We start from the raw sequence: 16674 nt of genomic DNA, 5'->3' as shown, positions 1-16674 counted from the left end.
TGCGGCCGCTTTATTTCTTTCCAGCATAACATCTCCATTTGTTATTCTCGTGAATATTTACCGTTTGAAAGCCAACTTTCCGAAATAACTGATCTATCTCTTCGTTTTTTGTGTATTGTTTCATGTGATAATTGATTTTATAGACCTCAGAAATAATAACAAACGTTCCGCCTGTCTTCAGCACCCTAAACACTTCACTTATATTTTGTTCAAGATCTGGCCAGAAATAATGCGTCTGAATAGCCGTGATCGTCCCGAAAAATCCATCATTGAACGGTAAAGCCGATACGTCTCCCTGACTAATCTTCACCTTACCTGCGGCAACAGCCTTATTGTTTTTTTGATTGGATGTCTCCACAGCTTGCTGAGAATAATCTATGCCGTAGATTTCCTGATATTTATTATGTTTTGCAAGCATATGTATAGTTTGACCGCCACCACAGCCTATGTCCAAAATAGGTGCGTTGTTCATCACTTCTATTTTTTTAAGCCCCCACGTTGTTATGCTGGAATGTGCCCGGTTCATGATCTTGATCATGATATTCCCCACGAATCCTCTCGGGTTCTTGGCTTGATCGATCAGTGCATTCAATAATCCCATATTTGTACCTCCCAATCAATTGGACAAACCAGCAGCCTGATCACTTGATATATGTTCCGTAAGATTTTCAGCTGTAACTACCCACTTATCTACTTGATATTCTATTTTATGAATATTTGTATATGAAGTCGGGAAATGGGCATTCTTATTGGTCCACGTTAGCCCTTTTAAAATATGATAAATAATATTAATTACGCCACCATGCGTAACCACAATTACATTTTCTTTTGGATCAGTACTCTCCAGTTCATTACATAGTTTTGAGAAACTTGTATTAATTCGCGTAAAAAAATCCTGTGGGCTCTCTCCTCCTGGAAATCTCTCATCCATTCTTAATTCTGAGAAATAGAGACCCGGGTATCGTTCATTTGCAATTTCATGGGGCATTCCAGCGATTACACCATTGTTCGTTTCTCTCCAAGACTGACTGCTTTCAACAGGCAAGCTTAGCGCTCTGGCGATCTCATTTGCTGTATCTAACGCACGCTGCAAATCACTGCTAAGGATACGAGTGATGTTAAAGCTAGACTGATTTTCCTTAAGATAACAACCAAGTCGTTCGGCTTGTCTATAGCCCTCTACTACAAGTCCACGTTGACTCCAACCCCCACGATAGCCTTCATCATCTATTCCATGCCGTATAAAATATATAGTCATCGATTGTACACCTCCCAAAAAAGATTATTTTGCATTATACTTCGAGATCGCTTGTTTTTGAAGTTGATCCCACTGGGGCGTCGCAATGTTTGCTTGTTGTTTCAACTTATCAAACGAATTAAACAAAGCTGCAATTTCGCTGAAAGAACCATCTACAAATTTCATAAAGGGTAATTTATGAATTATTTTCAGACCATAGTATACACCCTGTTTATGTTTTCGAATAAAGTCAACTTGACCTGCTGGAGTGATCGTATAGTCTAGCTTCTCCATCATTTGAAACCCTTCGTCCATTACTGAAATGGCTTGTTTTAATAGCTTCTTATCTTTAGATACCTTTTTCAAATCCCCGTCATGAAGATAATTAAGGGAGTTCAAAGCCACTATAGGCACGATATGACTTTTGAGCCAAGCATCCATATCCTCATGATAAGTTAGCTTATACTTAGCGTTCTCAAACGCTTTTTCCAGTAAGAGTTTTATTGGGATCTCACCGTCAAGACTGCCAAGTACCATTTGCCCACCTGCATGTATTTTGATAACTCGACCGCTCGCTTCACGAATTCCTGCGCTAAGCTGAAATCCAAAGAGTATATTTTTTCTTACATCGCTCATTTCCTGAAGATCCTTTTGCATTTCGTGAGCATCGCCATTATTACCCACAAGAATTATATTCTGACTCTGATTTTTAGCTAAAATAGGTAATACGGCCGGAAAATCATTGTATTTCATAACAACAAAAATAAGATCATAGTGGTCATCCGGTTGAAGCTCTGAGATGACTTTTACAGAATCTATAGTGTTTTTACATTGAAAATAATGGCGAAGTACAAGACCGTCTTTCGTCAATTGCTCTGCACGCTTCCCTCTGGCAAGCACTGTGACATCGTTTCCCCCACGCACCAGGACATGTGCAAGATAGCTGCCTAAAACTCCCGCTCCGAAAACTAATATTCTCATATCTAACTCCTCTATCCCTTTTTAGACATTTGTTGAATTTCGATCATCTGTTCGATAAAATCAGATTATCACATCTCCGGTAGGGTTCAATCGTTAGTTTGATCGGTTTTGTTGATTTTTCAACAAAATACAATACATTGTTTAATAAAAAGGGAGTATTACCATGGATAGAAGAATTAAAAAAAACCAAACAGCCATCATGAATGCATTAATTCAACTAATGGCTGAAAAAGATTTTGAAAAAATAACGATTAACGAAATCGCAGAGCGCGCTGATGTAAACCGCGGAACGATTTATTCCCATTATGCGGATAAATATGATCTGATGGATAAATGCCTAGCGGCTCAGCTCCAGCAACTAATCGAAAGCTGCTCCGCAGTGGAGGATGAAACCGACCCTAATCCCTCTAAGGCATCATTACTCCGCACGCTGGAACAATTGGAGGAAAACGCTCTCTTTTATAAGACTTTATTAAAAAACAAAGCTTTGCTCTCCTTTAGAAACCAATTACAAGATATGATAAATAATCAAATCAAAACACAATTCTTAGAAAACAATTTAAACCTAGATAAGTTAAGTAAGGATATATCCGTACAATTTTTGAGTTCGGCAACTGTCGGAGTGATTGAATGGTGGTTTACCCATAGTAATCCTTGTTCTGCAAAAGAAATTACTGAAAAGTTATGGTCAATGCTAGATCTGAATCTGCAAATGATCCATTCTCAAGCTTGAAAATATTATCCCATATCCATCTCATAAATGGAGCTGATGATCTTTTCAATTTGAATCTCCTTAATGGATATATCAAGAATCTCTACCTTTTCACTAAGAATATGAAGAAACTCACCCATTTTACACTGCTCGGTATCGATCTCTAATTCCACTTCGTAGTCCGATATTCTTTCCGATATCAGAGTCCCAGGCAGGTCAATATCTCCAATCGTTGAAGCTGCAGAAAGCCTGACCACTTTTTTAGCGCCTAAATGAAGTCGAAGTTCGGAGAACTTATCGTCATATACTTTTTTACCTTGATGAATAATTAGTACTCTTTGCACCAAACGCTCCACATCTTCCAAGTCATGTGTCGTTAGAATAAATGTGGTGCCTTCCTGATTCATTTGCTTAATGAATTCTCTGATTCTTTGTTTAGCTATAACATCCAGCCCGATCGTCGGCTCATCCAAAAAAACCACTGGCGGAGAATGAAGCATTGCCATAATAAACTCGCATTTCATTCGTTCTCCCAGTGATAGGGTGCGCGTAGGCTTAGTGATAATATCACCAATCTCAAACATACTTACAAATCGATCTAGTCTTGTACGAAAGTCATTCGTAGGAATATCATAAATTTCCTTGTTCATATAAAAGCTATCCAAAGGAGGAATGTCCCATATTAACTGCGATTTCTGTCCGAACAACACTCCGATTTGCTTTACATATTGATTTTTCTGCTTATGAGGGTTGTATCCTAGAACATTTATTTCTCCTGATGTAGGATAGAGAACGCCTGTCAGCATTTTAATAGTCGTAGATTTACCTGCACCGTTTGGCCCCAGAATGCCAATGATCTCTCCTTTTCCAACACTGAACGAAAGATCTTCTACAGAGGTGATAATCGATTTTTCACGGTGAAACAGACTTTTAAATACGCTTTTTGCATCTTGTCCACGGTGATACGTTTCATATTGCTTAGTTAAATTCTTGACGGTAATAATGTCCAATGTAATTCTCCTTCATACAAATTCATCCTCCGGCACTTTTGTAACTACGAAGCATGTACGTATAGAGCCAAATTCCGAAGGCCGCAAATAACACACAAGGGATAATCGCTATAAAAAAATAAGCTTCCCATCGTCCAAGCAGTGTAGATGCAGGAAAGTAAGCAATCATGGAAACCGGAAAAAGAAAAGAACTCACGGCTACGACTGCTTTAGGGAAAATCGTCCCTGGATAGCGTCCAAAAGACTTAATGCTCTCAAACATCTCCGGCAAGCGGGAATTCGCCACCCATTTGAAGGAAATCGCTGCAACAATGAGCGCCACGCCAAACATGACAAGCAGCCCTGCTCCAAACAATAACAGGAACAATAACCAAGAGCTGAAGGTCATCCCATCGATTCCGCTAAGTGCGTAAACGAACATGACTACTCCTCCACCTAAAAGCCCGATACTTTCGAACTCAAAAGATCTGGCCAACAGCAGAAAAAGGCTCGAGGTTGGTTTAATTAATACCACTTCCAGCGTTCCTTCCACTACATGGGACATCGTATTCCACATGATTCCGTTAAAAAAAATCCCGGCACAAGCCGTAGACAAAATGAAAACGGATTGAATTAATAGTGCCTCTTTAAAGGTCCATCCTTCAAATGAAGCATTCGAATTATAGATGAACACCGTTACTAGGGGAAACAATACATTCCCTATGAGCATGATAAGGCTATTAAGAATAAAATTAACGCGATAGGTGATCGCAGAAGCAATATTCGCCTTCATACAAGTTTTGTATATTAGATACATACGTTTCATGCGCCCACCCCCGTAAAATGCTTAAGCGATACCGCATACAACACCCGGCAGACTATTCCGGCAATAATAACGGCTACAAGCTGCAGCAACAAAACTTGGGGAATAGGTAAGGTTATATCAGCTAAAGTATAGCTACCTGTATAGACCATTGCAGGCAGAAAGGTCGTATATTGAAACGGTAAGAAAAAGGAAGCCATCTGTAAGGACTTTGGAAAAAAGACTAATGGAATCAGTGATCCTGAGAATATCCCCTCACAAAGACTGAAAAAGTTACGAATACTGGAGGATTGCACCATCCAAAAGGCCACCATTCCAATACTATAGTGGATGAAAAAATTCATCATGAACGCCATAGCTATCGATAGCATTGCGTATAGTAAATTTGCGGGTAAAACATCAATATGAAAAATAAACAAGAAGATCATAAAGCAGGGTATAAATTCAAATAGAAGCCCAAGTACCCTATGCCCTGCCTTCTGAGACAATGCATAGAACATATGATTCATTGGTCTTAAAGAGAACGTAATGAATTTCCCGGTGCGAATGAGCATTTGCAAGTTCCAATCGGCAAAATCCATGGTCAAGTAGTTGATCAACATCGTAGCGCAAAAATAAGAGAGCATCTGAGAGAGCGACATCCCGTTAATAGAGGATTCTCCGCTATAAACAGCGCTCCATATATAATACTGCACTAAAAAATATACCGGGCCTACAAAAATAGAAACCATCGAATGCGTTCTGTACGCACTCCATTCCTTATAAGTAACAAAAGCAACCGCTCTCATAACGCGAAAGCGGTGCTTTATCTTCTCAAACATAAGTCACATCCTGCCTATCTTTGATATCTCACAACATATAATCTTATTCTTATTCGAGTCCGGACCAGATCACATTGTTTGTACCGAAAATCCCTCTACCGTCCCATATATTTTTATGAAAAGGGATATACCAAACGGCAATCAGCTTTTCTACCGGATCAACGACCAAAGAACAAGACCCCCATCCTTCGTGAAAAAAAGTGCCTTCAGAATAAGATGTACTTTCATTATATCGAAGGTCTGGCCCAAGACCGTATGGTCTATCCGCTCCTCCATCTCCCCATGCGTAGTTTGGAAGTTTTTCAGAATTGAACCGCTTGGTCATTTTCTGAACAGCCATCCGACTTAAGATATGACCACCTTCGTATTCCCCATGGTTAAGCAGCATGATTCCGAACTTTTGTAGATCATTAACGGTTGAATACAGTCCCCCACCCGTTCCGGGAGTCTTGATTTCTTCCTCAGACCTTTGTTCTTCATCCGTAATTTCCCCGTTTTGCAGCTTCAGAAGATATTCCTTGGCTTCTTCCGAACGAATAGCGATCCTACCAGCTTTCTCAGGCGGTATATCAAAGAAAGTATCTGTCATGCCTAACGGTTTTACAATGTTGTCCATTATGTAATCTTCTGCAAAAACACCTGTTATTTTCTCAATAATTGCACCAAGAACCACGTATCCGAACGATGAATACATCCATTGAGTCCCTACCGGAAAACGAATGCCATAGGAAAGTCCAGCTTTAATCCAGTTTTCTTTTCCAAGCTCTGATTCATAAATATACCACCATGCACTTTTATAGTAGGTATCACTTATAGTGCCATGATCAGGTGCGATGCCGGAGGTATGAGTCAGTAAATGAGCAATTGTAATCGGCTTAAAAGGATCGGCATCAAACTCCGGAAGAATAGAACTAACTGGTTGTCCCATAAAAATTTTGCCATCATCTGCCAGCTGCCAGATCGCTGTTGCCGTAAACAGCTTGGTAATAGAAGCGATTCGAAAAATTGTATCCGTTTTTAATTCTTGGTCGCTATCTTCTTCGTAACTGAAGCGTCCCCCCGCTCCATTAGCAAATATTTTTCCATAACGACTAAGAGAATAAATATAGCCATCTGCTACTTTCTTATTACAGAGATCCTCATAAAAATGATTAAGTGCCTCTAAACGGTCCTCCCTATAATTCGCTTCGTGCAGCTTGCTAAGCTCTGTAGTTGATAACATCATTCACACTCCTCTAGTATTCTATGAAAAGCCATGTCAATTCTCAAAAATGTAATATATTGCTTATTAATAATACCTTTTCAGTACTATTGTTACAACAAAATCTAACGAACTGGAAGGTCAACTTTATATTTAACTATTCTATACTGATCTCACTTCAATATGTATGGTTTGCGTCTTCTATAACCTTAAGAGGAGCCCGGTTTAACCGTCAGCTCCTCAGGAAGGTAAATTTATCTGCGTGGCATGGTAACGCCTACTTTGTTATTATACTTTTCTGTAGCTTCTTTGATGACATCGTTGCCGCCTTTGGAAAGCCACTCTTCTACAACCTTCGGCCAGTCGCTGATAGGCTCCTTCCCATATACCATCTTTACCATATGCGTCAGCAGCACCGGAGGAGCAGTGTCCGAGTTAGGTGCAATGTCTGGATTCTTTACCAAGGCATCAAGCCGCGGGTCGAATTGAATTCCATCACGGCCTTCATTAGCCAGAATAGTATCATATACATTGATCAAGCTTCTGCCTTCTTCTGTCGTATTAAGGGCACCCTTGTTATACGTAGTATCCTGCACTAACCAGAGGAAAGACTGACGGTAACGCTCCTCATCTACAGCAACGGAATCCGTAGGAGAAGTGTATACGATTTTGCCGTTCTCTTCCTTATAGGTTTCATCCTTGATCCCAAAGGTAAAGAAGGTTTCTGCCTCTTCACTCAGCATCCAGTCAAAAAATTTCACAATATCCGCAGCATTCTTCGTCCCCTCTTTGATAAAGTAGGTGCGCGTAGCGGAGCCGTACAAATAGGAACCCCCTTTTCCGTCAGGTCCAACTGGCGAAGCAATAATCTCCAGCTTGGCGGATGGCGTTGAAGCCTTCAATTGCTGCTCCCATTGTAGAAGTTCGTTTGCATTCATCGTCCACATACCGGCTTTGCCTGAGAGGATCGCATTCTTGTAGTTGGTCGGGTTGATAGTAGCGAATTCTTTGTTGATCAAACCCTCTGTATACATGGTGTTGTAGGTTTGTAACGCCTTCATCATATTTTCGCTATCCATAAACTTCGGCTGAATCTGGCCATTTACTTCCTCGAACATAGTCAGGTACGGAAAAACATCATAAGCGCCAAAGAACGCATCAGCATATTTGAAATCTTGACGGCCCATATAAGGGTTCTCTATCCCCAGCTTTTTGAAGGCACGTAACACATTCAAGTACTCATCAACCGTTTTTGGAACCTGCAAGCCGGTTTGATCCAGCAGATCCTTACGAATCCAAGTCGCACGGCGGGATGGATTGGACAGAAACTCCGGTATTGCGTAAATTTTTCCTTGATAGGTGACGTTCTCCCAAGCTTCCTTCGGGATTACTTTCAAAAGGTTCTGGCCGTTTTGCTGCAGCAGATCATCCAAGGGCATGAACACACCAGCTTCAACGGAACCAGCCATTTCCTTGCCATTTACGCCGCCCGAGCCTTGAACGACATCCGGAATATCATTAGTGGCGAACATCTGCACCATTTTCTGCTCGAACTCTTTATGAGGAACCAACACTATATCCAAGTCTGTGTTTGTCATCTCCTCCAGCTTTTTCACCCATTTGTCCTTATTCAAGTCGGGGGATTTCTCAACATAGTTAAAAGCCAGCGTCCGCATCGAGATCGAGAATTCAGTTTTCTGCGGCGTATTTGACGAACCTCCGGCAGTCTCTTCTTTGTCCTTGTTCGAGCAACCTGCAATAACGGTAGCACCCATTACGGTAGCCAGACAGATGCCAATCCATTTTTTCATAATATAACCCTCTCCTTGTACAATGGGGTGTATACGTAAAATGAAGATATGTTAAGACTAATAAGCTTTTGGGATCTCAACCCGGTGGGTAATTCCCTGATTCGTAAAGTAGACATGAACCCCATGGTCCTGATCGTCCATAAAGTACGATACGTAATCCCGGCTTCCTGCTTTTTGGGGAATCAGAAGAGTGACGATCCGATGACTTACAGCCTCTTGGGTAGATGCAGTCAAATGCCAATGCTCGGGCAGCCCTTCCCATTCTTTCGGATCTACATCGGTAAATTGATTGCTTTGACTAAGTGCCATTTCTCCCGAGGAACTATAGACAAATCTGCCTTCCATTTGAGCTTTTTTACCATTTACTTTAAAGGATTGATCCTTCAACTTCATGGGATACAGCGTATGAAATAGCCAATCCAATTTTCCCGGACGTTCCAGCTCGACACTATCTGTGATAACAAAGTAAGCGCTATCAAAGAAGAATATTTCCCGCACATACCGCTTGATATAGGGTACATTCTCGCGGTAGGCTTCGGTGGCATCCATTTGCGTGTAGTTGATTCCGGGCGTACTGTACGCCTTCAACACCTTGCCGTAGGCTGCCATGTTCTTCGACTTGTCCGTGCCAGCATATTGGCCTTTGCCGTCAATAAGAATTACGTTCTTGGAGCGGGTCTGCCTGCGCCACTGCATATGCATCGTACTGTTGAATGCAACGTAATAGCCGCTTTCAATAGCCAAAGGCTCGCCGAAGGCATGCAGCAGGAAGGCGTTTTGATCCCCATGGCTATGGCTCACAGAGCCGTAACGGCTGCTCTTGGCCAACAGCATGATATGTTCCTGCGGATCCTCCATCCGATGATGCATGGCGACCCATCCCACATCCTGAAACCACTTCAGAGGTTCTGCAGCCACCGGTGGCTCTGAAGAAATTTGCGGATAATCTGTGCGATAAACTATCTCATCGAACCGGAAATCCCACCAGCCGTAGTTATAGAAGATCATCTGGGTGTCGGGGTTCAGTTCCTTAGTTTGCTCAAAATACCACTGGTACTGCCCATTTCCGGTTAAACCGGCAAATTGGCGGATATTGAAGCCCGTCTTGAGATTGACCGGATCTCCCAGCGAAGATTGATCGCCGAAGCTGGCTCTCACGGTATCAGGACTGAAGCAATAGAGCGGAAAATCACCGGTTTTGCGAAAGAAAGGACGGTCATAGAAATTGATTGCCATGTATTTGCGAATTAAATTGAGCGCCTCCGTAACGAACGCCATCTGAGTGGTCCAATACATCGGACCTTCCGCCCACCCGCCATCTTTGCCACCCCATGGGGTATACATGGCGGAGAAATACTCCAGCGTATAATCAAGCCATTCCTGAGCTTTCTCCTCCTCGCCCAACATGGAAATACAACAGGGAACGAGCACAGAGGATAAAGAGCGGATCGCATGGCTGTCATAAGGAACTTGATGGATTCGGGAACGTTCGATGACATGGAAAGCGATCTGCCCGGTTCTTCGCAGTAGCGCTTGCCTTACCTTAAGGCGTTCTTCTTCCGTCAGAGAGCTGTGAAGCCAATCATAGCCCCATGCCAACGCTCCGGCTATGCGAAAGGAACATTCATCATTGTAATCCCGGCTGGTGGTACCATCCGTGTTCCAGCTTGCAGCATGAAGCAGCCACTCTTTAGCTTTGGCGATAAGCGACTCGTCTTCCAACACAACTCCAGCTATAGCAAGATGCCGGACAGCATAGAAAACTTCCTGGCAGTCCATATACATCTGCCGCCATAGTTTGGCGACACGCTTATTATCTGGATACGGTGCAGGTTCTGGAATAAGATCGCGCTCTGTCCAGGGTAGAACGGAATGCTTCAGGAAGTCATCCCAGCCAGTTGAAATGGGGTCTTGGCGGACAACTTCCCGGTAAGACGGAAGTTGCTCCGCTTGAAGCCAAAGCCGCGGATGGTTGGCGGAAGCAGTTGAATATCGTTCTGTTCGGGAAGGCAGTGGCGTTAGCGGCAATTCATCCTCCACCACAAAAGCTCTTACTTTACTCCACTCGGAACGGATATCATTATCCCCGATAAGACTGTATCGCCAATAATACGAGCCGGGCGCCAACGGCTTATCCGGGGTAAACAAATTATAGGGAATTCTACTGTAGGTCAACGTACCTTCAGACTCAAATCCAGTGTTTGAGGAGATCTGCAGCTCATACATACTCTCTTCCAGACATGCAGGCATCCAAGTAAACCGTGGAGGATTCTCTCCAACATCTGTATTTTCATCTGGCCCATATGACAGGTCGAGTACGCCGCTGGTAGGTTGAAATAAAGGTTCTAACATCTCTACTCCTCCGTATTCCGGGACTCTTCCTGAATCAGTCCCTCTTTAGGGTCAAGGCAATAGACCACTACTTGCCCAGTTGTTGCTATCTGGATTCGGGGCGGTTCGCCCACCTGACTCACTAGCTTCAGTACAGCAGGTTCGTGACCGTCCCGATAAACCGTAATAAATTCAACCGACGGACCTTTGTGCCGAAGCATAACGCCTCTTAGCAATCTACTCGGATCTTCGGCATTACCCGGTGTGCGGATTTCATACATAGTGGAGCTGGGCGCCAGTAGAGTACTCGTGGATAGTTCATACTCCCGGCCGGTGCTCACTCCATCATAACGGATATTCCACTCCGTATTTAACGTACATTCCGTCTCATTTTTCATTGCGGACAGTACTTCTACTGAGCCATAACCCGCTTCCAGTCCAAGGACTGTCGGAGAATCCTTCTGGACACGGTGAGGGTCGAACGGTAACAGCAAATGTCCCGTCGGATGAAACCATAAGTCTACTTCCTGACTCCGCTCCGTCACCTGCTCAACATGAAACCAATCCAGCAGCCAACCGTCGGCCAAAACAAGATGCCGGTCTAGAACAGCTCCTTCATAGGCGCCGTCTGAGCGAATCCATAAGTACGTAGCGTTGCCTTCCTGGCGGAATTGACAGCAGCTTCCGGTATGTGGAGCTTGGGAGCAGCCTCCGATGGTGACCGTGTTATGGCTCGCGGTTTCGGAATACCATTCCTTGCGCAAAACAGATCCATAAGGAACCATACCCAGCTCGGGAGCAACCTCCCCCCATCGGTGCATAATCGTAATATGAAGCTTGTCGAAATGCCCATGTGATCCGCCATGCTCTCCGAAATCCGCCAGAACGGACAACGGATTGCCCGGGTGGCGGAGCACGGCGAATCCGGAATCCGGCAGTAGGACAGAGTCTCTCACTCTGTAACTGGTCTGAAGTTCCTTACTCTCACCTGCTCCATACAACACTGCCTCCAGACCAGTCCTTAATTCCTGTCCATATAGATACCTATAAGCATTCGCCAGTATTGGCTGGAGACTCGGGTCTTTGTAAACCGCAATACCTATTTCAAATACTTCAGCAATTTCTCGGGCGAAAGGAACGCGCGCATAAGGACCATCATGCACGGCTGGAAGCTCCCCGTTATCGCCGCTAAGCTCTACCAGCAACTGAAACATGCCACGGATGGATTGTCCCTGATCTCCTTTGGCAGCATAGAGGTCAACCCCGAAGCGCCCGTACATCTCGGCTGCTATGAGATAAGCCCGCAATACAAAAATATGGTAGTACGTGCTGCCTTCAAATTCAAAACCATCTGGCTTCACGCCAATGGACAGATGATGATAAAATCCGCCTTCTCCCTCCAGCAAAGAAGCAAGCTTTTCTCTGGTACCTTTGGCGGCATATACACAAGCCAGGCTAGCGTTCAGCCATGCGGTATAATTGTTCTCTGCATTCTTATTCTCGTAAATGAGGATGTGGCGGTATTGCTCCATACTCTCCTCCAGCATCGAGAAGAACACTTGCAGCTTTACCTCTTCCTCCCCAGTGAACGTTACTCCATGATCCACAAGCAGCAGATAGGCCCGAATAAGCGTGGTGGACCAGATAGCCTCTGTCAGCGCCTGATGAAAGGCACGGCCACTGAGCATCCAGGGTTGAGCATCGGGATGTACTGGATACAAGGGGAACTGCTCTGCATATCCGACAAGAATCTTCTGGGCTAAGCCGCTATAGAAGTCTTCCCCGTCTGCGGCGAATACCGCGGCAGCATGCAGTGCATATCGCGCCATCGCCTGATGCCGGTATACCAACCATGCTCCCCGGTAGGGTTCACCTTCCAGCTTGCAGCCCTTCGGACAAGCAAAGACAACCGCATTGCGCTCCATAGCATCGAAGATTAGCTCAGTATGATGCTGGGGACACACATATTGGTGCCACCAACCACCGGGTTCTGTCGGGAGCAGAATCTCTTCTTTCCAGAAGGGTTCCAGCTCCATTTTCAATTTATCCACCTCGAGACCAACCCAGGAAAAAGTATCTGCTTTCTCCTTAAGGTTCATCATCGCATGAACAAGCCTCCATTAATTTCAATAATTTCGCCTGTCAGATAATCCGACAGCTCTGAAGCGAGGAAGAGTGCCACATTGCCCACATCCTGTGGGACACCTTCCCGGCCCAGCGGAATCTTCGCAATCGTCGCCTGTCTTGCCGCATCCGCGGTAAAGGTGGCATGGAAAGCGGTCTGACCGATAAATCCGGGAGAGATAGCGTTTACATTAATTCCGTGAGGACTCAGCTCTTTGGCAAGTCCCTTGGTATAAGACCATACTGCAGCTTTACCTGCTGCATAAACGGAAGCCCCCGGTCCGCCGCCGTCATGAGCCGCGAGGGAAGATACATTAATGATTTTTCCGCTTTTCTTGGCAATCATTCCCGCTGCTACAGCTTTGCAGGCAAACACGCATGATTTAAAATTGACGTCCATTACCTTATTGTAATGTTCTTCGTTCATTTCAGTATTGGGGACCCGATTGATCATACCGCCCGCATTGTTGACGAGGATATCGATGGTTCCGCCAAAATGCTCCTCTATTTCCTTCACCATATTGTCCAGTTGGGCTGGACTTGTTGCGTCTGCCTGAAAAGCATAAGCTTCTCCTCCGGCCTGACGGATTCCTTCGACCGTCTCCTCCGCAGAACCAAGCAAATAGTTTACAACTACTTTTGCGCCGGAAGCAGCCAAGGTCTGCAAGATTTGCCGGCCTATCCCTGCATTGGACCCTGTAACAAGCGCAATTTTACCCGTTAAGTCAATTTTCATTGCTAATTTCCTCCTAGTAATAGTCTTGTCTGAACACATCTATTTTCTCACTCCGCAGGCATGGATAAGATCAACCGAGTACCTTCATTCTCCACGCTTTCGACGCTTAATCCGTATTGTTCACCGAACACCATTTGAATTCTCCGGTGCACATTCATGAGCCCGATCCCACCGGTATGATAGAGGGAGTCTCCTTCCGTATCCGCCAGCTGATTCAGATTCAGCTTCTCACGAAGTTTAACAAGCCGCTCATGGGACATCCCTGCTCCGTTATCCTCTATGAAAACTAGAAACCGATCTCCCTCAATTCTGGCGTCAATTCGAATATAATGCCTGTCTTCAATTCCCTCAGGAAACGCATGCTGAAAAATATTTTCGATCAAGGGCTGAAGTGTCAGCCTGACCATCTTAGCCAGTAGCAGCGTCGGTGGAATCACAACGTCGATTTCGAACTCCCTGCCGATCCGGTGTTTGAGAATCGTCATGTAGCTCAGAACATGATTAAGCTCATTGGCAATCCTGATCTCCTCAAGGTTGGTTTGGATAGAGTAGCGCAGCATAAATGCCATAGCTTCCACTATTTCTGTAATTTCATCCGAATCCTGAACGACCGCGTAGCATTTAATAGTCTCTAAAGTGTTATATAGATAGTGTGGATTAATCTGCAGCTGGAGTGCTTGGAATTCAGCCTGATGACGCTCCAGAGCCTCCTTCTGGGTGGTAAGCTCCGCTTCGTATACCCGCTCAATCATTTCGGACAACCGGGTCACCATGAGATTGTAGCTGCGCATCAATCCCCCCAACTCATCCTGACGGCCGTTCATCTCAAGCCTGCGCCACCTGCCTTTTTCCGTCTCCCTCATCCCTTCCTTAAGAATCAGGATCGGCTTCGTGATGGATCGTCCGAACCAGATGGCAAGCAATAGTGTGCCAACAAGCGTAAGAGCTCCCACCACCAGTGTGGTCGTACGAATGGTAGAAATAGGCTTGCGCAGCTCGCCAACCGGTATGGATACTACAAGCTGCCAATTGGAATAATCGGATTTTCTCGACACGAACAAATACTCTTTCCCGTCTACCTTTTCCACGATAGAATCATTTGGGTGTTGAAATACGTTCTGAATGTGCTCAGCAGATAACTCAGAATAGTTTTTGTTTCCTTCTGCCCGATATAGGAGCTTGCCGAATTCGTCCATGATAAAATAGGACCCGCCCTGTCCCAGATCAAGAGGCTCCCATATGCGGGCCAGATCCTCTGCCTTAAATTCAATGGCTACTATACCTTTCGGGCGATAGGAAGCGAGTCCTCTGATCCGGCGGACCATCGTAATAATGTTCTTATCCCCTTCATTCATCACATTCGTGTTGAGAATGGTGATGCGGCCGCTCTCCGGCGTATGCTCGCTTAAGAAGCGGTAACGTTCCTGCGGATGAAACTTCAGGCTATGCGCTTGATTTGAGTTATCATCGCTAATGGCCTTGCCATGTTCACCGATAACGTATATCAGATTAATCTGGGGATACAGAATAAACAAAGACCGAAACAAATACTTCTGAATATCATTCGTATATTGATAGTAGGAGTAGCTATTCTCCGGGTCCATATCCAGGAACTCTTTGACTTGATTGTAAGACAGGATGGAGTCGCTAGCCTTTTCATAATTTTGCAAATACAAATCCGTTTGATAGGACGCGCTTCGGATGACTTGGGCAATGGACTTCTCTGAAGATTTATCCAGCTCAGCCGAAGCCTGAAAATAGGAGATAAATCCAACCATGGACAAGGAAAGAAGAATAACGGTCAAAAAGGAGGCAAACAACTTGTTCGACAGACTTTTTCTCATCAATCTATCCCCAGCTGGTTGCGATACTCAGAAGGAGCCAGCCCGGTAAACTTCTTAAATGTCTTCGTAAAATGGGGATGGTCTGCATACCCGACCTCATAGGAAATATCGGTTATCCGAAAGCTTGCATCGGCAAGCAACCTTTTGGCCTTCTCCATCCTACGTTTGATGCGGTAATGTACAAAGGTCTCTCCCGTCGAGTGTTTAAACATCTGGCTGAAGTAAGAGGCATTTAGACCAAGTACTTCCGCCACCTCCTCGAGCGATACTTCCTGAGCGAGATGCTTTTCGATGAATGCTTTAGCTTCCTCTATCGGATCCTTCGCTTTGCCCTTGCGCTTTCTACGGAGTTCTTCCAATATAGTTGCTGACGCTTCTGCGAAGCAGTGGAATAACTGTTCAGGTCCAGCTGCTGCGGACAAGTCTAACACGCTTTTACCGGGTATGACCGAATTGACAAGGAGCTTCTTCACGAGCAAGGCGTAGCCCTCTTCCAAAAGCTCTTTTTGCTGACTTCGGCTCATCTTGCGCTGGAGGAAGTCAGTTTCCCATTCCTGAAGTACAAGGTACAACCTCTCTTTATCCAAGGTCCAGATGGCATCATCCATACGCATGACCCATTCATCAATCTTAGCGACAGAAACAAAACTCTCCAGCTTCTTTCTATACGCTTCCAGTTTGGCGATCACATTTTGAAGGTTCACTTTGCTCACGGGCTTCAGGAGATATTCTTTCACTCCATAAGACACACATTGGCGGGCGTATTCAAAATCACCGTAACCTGAGATAACAACGGTTTGAATATCCGTTTCCATCTCCGACAACCGCCGGCATAACTCCAGTCCGTCGACTTTGGGCATGCGGATATCTGTAAAAAGAAAATCCGGCTGTTCCTCCATAATGAGCTGAATTGCCTCTTCGCCATTCTGAGCAAGTTTGATATTATACGGATGCTCGCTGCATTGCTGGATCATGATAGACAGTCCCTTTCGAATCATGGGCTCGTCGTCTACGATTAATACACATCTCATCCATGGATACCACCTTCCGATTCGTCTCGCTTA

Annotated in this window: 14 protein-coding genes; 1 reads left to right on the top strand and 13 read right to left on the bottom strand. The window is 44.7% G+C overall.

What is annotated here, in order from left to right:
- Positions 1–10: 10 nt before the first annotated feature.
- From MKX60_RS30830 to MKX60_RS30820, 3 genes are read right to left on the bottom strand one after another with little or no spacing between them, the layout of a single operon-like run.
- On the bottom strand, positions 11–601 hold the full coding sequence (locus tag MKX60_RS30830) for a class I SAM-dependent methyltransferase (RefSeq protein ID WP_076283139.1): 591 nt from the start codon (positions 599–601) through the stop codon (positions 11–13).
- A gap of 15 nt (positions 602–616) precedes the next feature.
- A complete protein-coding gene (locus MKX60_RS30825) occupies positions 617–1258 on the bottom strand; it encodes a histidine phosphatase family protein (protein WP_341062010.1) in 642 nt (213 codons plus the stop codon).
- 24 nt (positions 1259–1282) lie between these two features.
- A complete protein-coding gene (locus tag MKX60_RS30820) occupies positions 1283–2218 on the bottom strand; it encodes a ketopantoate reductase family protein (protein ID WP_341062009.1) in 936 nt (311 codons plus the stop codon).
- A 163-nt stretch (positions 2219–2381) separates the two neighbouring features.
- Between MKX60_RS30820 and MKX60_RS30815 the strand changes: the two genes are divergently transcribed.
- Positions 2382–2951 carry a TetR/AcrR family transcriptional regulator gene (locus MKX60_RS30815; RefSeq protein ID WP_341062008.1) on the top strand — a complete coding sequence of 190 codons (570 nt, stop codon included), beginning with the start codon at positions 2382–2384 and terminating at the stop codon, positions 2949–2951.
- Between the two features lie 5 nt (positions 2952–2956).
- Here MKX60_RS30815 and MKX60_RS30810 read toward each other — a convergent pair whose 3' ends face one another.
- From MKX60_RS30810 to MKX60_RS30765, 10 genes are all read right to left on the bottom strand, one after another.
- Positions 2957–3940 carry an ABC transporter ATP-binding protein gene (locus MKX60_RS30810; RefSeq protein WP_341062006.1) on the bottom strand — a complete coding sequence of 328 codons (984 nt, stop codon included), beginning with the start codon at positions 3938–3940 and terminating at the stop codon, positions 2957–2959.
- A 22-nt stretch (positions 3941–3962) separates the two neighbouring features.
- Positions 3963–4745 (bottom strand): ABC transporter permease, encoded by a 783-nt coding sequence (locus tag MKX60_RS30805; protein WP_339270278.1) that lies wholly within the window; start codon positions 4743–4745, stop codon positions 3963–3965.
- Positions 4742–5563 (bottom strand): ABC transporter permease, encoded by an 822-nt coding sequence (locus MKX60_RS30800; protein ID WP_339802453.1) that lies wholly within the window; start codon positions 5561–5563, stop codon positions 4742–4744. Before MKX60_RS30800 ends, MKX60_RS30805 begins: the two co-directional genes overlap by 4 nt.
- 49 nt (positions 5564–5612) lie before the next feature.
- Positions 5613–6788 (bottom strand): serine hydrolase domain-containing protein, encoded by a 1176-nt coding sequence (locus MKX60_RS30795; RefSeq protein ID WP_341062005.1) that lies wholly within the window; start codon positions 6786–6788, stop codon positions 5613–5615.
- A gap of 230 nt (positions 6789–7018) precedes the next feature.
- A complete protein-coding gene (locus MKX60_RS30790) occupies positions 7019–8575 on the bottom strand; it encodes an extracellular solute-binding protein (RefSeq protein ID WP_341062004.1) in 1557 nt (518 codons plus the stop codon).
- A gap of 57 nt (positions 8576–8632) precedes the next feature.
- A complete protein-coding gene (locus MKX60_RS30785; RefSeq protein WP_341062003.1) occupies positions 8633–10927 on the bottom strand; it encodes a DUF4962 domain-containing protein in 2295 nt (764 codons plus the stop codon).
- A gap of 2 nt (positions 10928–10929) precedes the next feature.
- A complete protein-coding gene (locus tag MKX60_RS30780; RefSeq protein WP_341062002.1) occupies positions 10930–13008 on the bottom strand; it encodes a heparinase II/III domain-containing protein in 2079 nt (692 codons plus the stop codon).
- Positions 13005–13766 (bottom strand): SDR family NAD(P)-dependent oxidoreductase, encoded by a 762-nt coding sequence (locus tag MKX60_RS30775; RefSeq protein WP_076283149.1) that lies wholly within the window; start codon positions 13764–13766, stop codon positions 13005–13007. Before MKX60_RS30775 ends, MKX60_RS30780 begins: the two co-directional genes overlap by 4 nt.
- Before the next feature lie 47 nt (positions 13767–13813).
- On the bottom strand, positions 13814–15610 hold the full coding sequence (locus tag MKX60_RS30770; RefSeq protein WP_076298529.1) for a sensor histidine kinase: 1797 nt from the start codon (positions 15608–15610) through the stop codon (positions 13814–13816).
- Positions 15610–16641, bottom strand: coding sequence for a response regulator transcription factor (locus tag MKX60_RS30765; protein WP_076283151.1), 1032 nt, complete (start codon positions 16639–16641; stop codon positions 15610–15612). Before MKX60_RS30765 ends, MKX60_RS30770 begins: the two co-directional genes overlap by 1 nt.
- Positions 16642–16674: the final 33 nt, after the last annotated feature.

The organism is Paenibacillus sp. FSL R5-0914, assembly GCF_038004525.1.
Taxonomy (GTDB): domain Bacteria; phylum Bacillota; class Bacilli; order Paenibacillales; family Paenibacillaceae; genus Paenibacillus_AQ.
This window is presented reverse-complemented; position numbering and strand designations above follow the sequence as displayed.

Excerpts from the sequence above, each read along its gene's own strand:
- MKX60_RS30830 (WP_076283139.1), bottom strand. The coding sequence starts at position 601 with ATGGGATTATTGAATGCACTGATCGATCAAGCCAAGAACCCGAGAGGA.
- MKX60_RS30825 (WP_341062010.1), bottom strand. The coding sequence starts at position 1,258 with ATGACTATATATTTTATACGGCATGGAATAGATGATGAAGGCTATCGT.
- MKX60_RS30820 (WP_341062009.1), bottom strand. The coding sequence starts at position 2,218 with ATGAGAATATTAGTTTTCGGAGCGGGAGTTTTAGGCAGCTATCTTGCA.
- MKX60_RS30815 (WP_341062008.1), top strand. The coding sequence starts at position 2,382 with ATGGATAGAAGAATTAAAAAAAACCAAACAGCCATCATGAATGCATTA.
- MKX60_RS30805 (WP_339270278.1), bottom strand. The coding sequence starts at position 4,745 with ATGAAACGTATGTATCTAATATACAAAACTTGTATGAAGGCGAATATT.
- MKX60_RS30800 (WP_339802453.1), bottom strand. The coding sequence starts at position 5,563 with ATGTTTGAGAAGATAAAGCACCGCTTTCGCGTTATGAGAGCGGTTGCT.
- MKX60_RS30795 (WP_341062005.1), bottom strand. The coding sequence starts at position 6,788 with ATGATGTTATCAACTACAGAGCTTAGCAAGCTGCACGAAGCGAATTAT.
- MKX60_RS30790 (WP_341062004.1), bottom strand. The coding sequence starts at position 8,575 with ATGAAAAAATGGATTGGCATCTGTCTGGCTACCGTAATGGGTGCTACC.
- MKX60_RS30785 (WP_341062003.1), bottom strand. The coding sequence starts at position 10,927 with ATGTTAGAACCTTTATTTCAACCTACCAGCGGCGTACTCGACCTGTCA.
- MKX60_RS30780 (WP_341062002.1), bottom strand. The coding sequence starts at position 13,008 with ATGATGAACCTTAAGGAGAAAGCAGATACTTTTTCCTGGGTTGGTCTC.
- MKX60_RS30775 (WP_076283149.1), bottom strand. The coding sequence starts at position 13,766 with ATGAAAATTGACTTAACGGGTAAAATTGCGCTTGTTACAGGGTCCAAT.
- MKX60_RS30770 (WP_076298529.1), bottom strand. The coding sequence starts at position 15,610 with ATGAGAAAAAGTCTGTCGAACAAGTTGTTTGCCTCCTTTTTGACCGTT.
- MKX60_RS30765 (WP_076283151.1), bottom strand. The coding sequence starts at position 16,641 with ATGAGATGTGTATTAATCGTAGACGACGAGCCCATGATTCGAAAGGGA.